The sequence below is a fragment of the Thauera aminoaromatica S2 genome (assembly GCF_000310185.1).
In the GTDB taxonomy this organism is placed as follows: domain Bacteria; phylum Pseudomonadota; class Gammaproteobacteria; order Burkholderiales; family Rhodocyclaceae; genus Thauera; species Thauera aminoaromatica.
In genome coordinates this window covers 1-2,247 of the sequence record NZ_AMXD01000253.1, presented here as the reverse complement: position 1 = coordinate 2,247, position 2,247 = coordinate 1, and the positions used below count along the sequence as shown (strand labels likewise).

1 protein-coding gene and 1 pseudogene are annotated in these 2,247 nt (G+C 69.7%); both read right to left on the bottom strand.

From position 1 onward, the window contains the following. Positions 1-235: 235 nt before the first annotated feature. On the bottom strand, positions 236-1,786 hold the full coding sequence (locus C665_RS19315) for an FAD-binding oxidoreductase (protein WP_004328373.1): 1,551 nt from the start codon (positions 1,784-1,786) through the stop codon (positions 236-238). Between the two features lie 55 nt (positions 1,787-1,841). Beyond that, positions 1,842-2,247: pseudogene (locus C665_RS19310) on the bottom strand (hypothetical protein); the annotation flags it as partial.

The window sequence follows — 2,247 nt, the reverse complement described above, 5'->3', positions numbered from 1 at the left end:
GGGGAAGGCCGCGGCGGCGGCCTCGACCGCGGCCACCGCGTCCGCAGCGGTGGCCGCGGGAGCGCGCGTGGCGACGCCGTGGTCGAGCGGGTTGCGGCGTTCGAAGCTGGCGCCGTCCGTGGCGCGGCGACGTTCGCCGCCGATCAGCAGGTGGATCTCGTTCATCCTTGGTTTCCTCTGCGCAAGGGCGGCCGCAGCGCACGCGTGGCACGTGCGCACGGCCGCCGGTGGGGGATCAGATGCTGATGCCGCAGCGTCCCGGGGCGATGATGTTGTTGGGGTCGAGGGCGCGCTTGAGGCGGCGCTCGACGTCGCGCTTGACCGGTCCGTAGGTGGCGGCGACCTTCTCGGCGAAGGCGGTATTGGCGCGATACACGCCGTAGCCCTCGCGGGCGAAGGCCTGCAGCAGCTCGTCGAAGCAGGCGTGGGCCTTCTTCATCTGCTCGGCATCGCTGCGATCGTAGAGCAGGTCGATGACGTGGTGCATGTCGCGCCAACCGACGATGAACTCGCCCACGTAGTCGAAGCCGTACTTGGCGAGGATGCCCTTGGCCAGCTGCATCTGCTTGAGCGTCTCGCTGCCCTTGGCCTGCGACACCGGCGCGAACCACATCGAGCCGCCGCCCCCGCGCCAGTTGTAGAGGTCGAATTCGCCGAGGTTGGGCTTGCCCTTCATGAGGTCGAAGCGGTACTGGGTGGCGCGCCCGCCCTGTTCGGTCGAGTCGGTGATCAGCGTGCCGCCGGTGGCCGCGGCCACCTGCTCGATGATCTTCCAGTTCGCCGCGTTGGTCTCCGGCGTGCCGTAGAGCGCGGCATACACGTTCCAGGCGCCGAGGTTGTGGTCCTTGCGGATCTTCTGCACCGCCTCGTCGCTGATCGCGCCCGGGCCCGGGTGGTAGTCGGCGCGATTGACCTTGGTGCAGGGCGCCTCCCACAGCGTGTGGGCGATCACCACCGCGTTGGGGATCACCATCGCGATGCGCAGCGGGCGCAGCGCGTCGACGATCTTGGTGATGTCGGTGTCTTCCGGGTACTGGATCAGGAAGGGACGGTAGTCGGGCGGCGCCGGCATCAGCCACATGCCCATCTTGGTGACGATGCCGTAGTTCGACTGGGTGAAGATGCCGTCCAGCGTCGGGCCGTAGCCCCACTTGAAGACCTGCCAGGTGTTCGAGCCTGGCATCGAGCCCATGCCGGTGCGCAGCACCTCGCCGTCGGCGAGCACCACCTCCATGCCCGACGAGAACAGGAAGTGCTCGCCGTAGGGCGTGTAGCCCACGCCGCGGTCGACCATGTTGCCGAGCGGGCCGGCGATCACGGAAGGGGCGGGGCAGGAGAACCACAGCGGCAGCTTCTTCTCCTGCAGGTAGTCGTAGAGCTGCTGGTAGGTCACGCCGGGCTCGACGAGCGCGGTGCACAGCTCGGCATCGACGTCGAGGATGCGGTTCATGCGGCGCAGATCCATGACCAGCTGGCCGCGCTCGACCGGGGCGGCCGAGCCGTAGCCCAGGTTCTTGCCGGTGGAGATCGGATACACCGGGATGCGGTGCTGGTTGAGCACCTTCATGATGGCCTGGATCTGCTCGACGCTGTCGGGCATCACCGCGGCGGACGGGGCGTGCTGCTCGTCGGGCACGGCCATCATGATCTTGTTGTAGGGGGCGAGGGCGGTGTCCTCGGCCACGACGTATTCGGCGCCGACGATCGCGCGGATCTGGGCGAGGGCCTGTTCGAAGTCGTTCGCACTGACGCCCTTGGGCAGCACGTTGCGCGGGGTGGTGGTCATGGTTTCTCCGGGTGCGGAAGGCAGGGGAATGGCGTTCGGGTGGTGGTCCGGAGGGTCAGAGCCGGATCAGGAAGGAGGCGAGCGCTTCGTCGCCGCCCGGGACTGCGGGCAGCGACGTGCGTGCGCCCGGGGTGGTTTCGCCGAGGGTGGCGAGGTAGAAGCGCTCGACGTGCGTGGCCGGATGCGAGGCCGGTTCGTGCCAGGCGAGCGCCTCGCCGCAGCCGGTGGCGCTGCAGGTATGGCGGGTCGCGCCCTGCGAGGCGAGGCGATGGTGGCCGTGGGCGAGCAGGTGCGCGCCGCGGCTCGACGCCATCGCCAGGAAGACGATCGCCGAGGCGTCGTCCATCACGCCGAGGAGGCGGGTGCCGTGCGGCAGCGCGAGCAGCGCGTCGACCTGCTCGGGGCGGCGCAGCGCGGCGGCGTCGCGGGCGTGCACCGGCAGCGGCCGTCCGCCATGGCCG

Coding starts and splice junctions, on each gene's coding strand:
- C665_RS19315 (WP_004328373.1), bottom strand. CDS start 1,786: ATGACCACCACCCCGCGCAACGTGCTGCCCAAGGGCGTCAGTGCGAAC.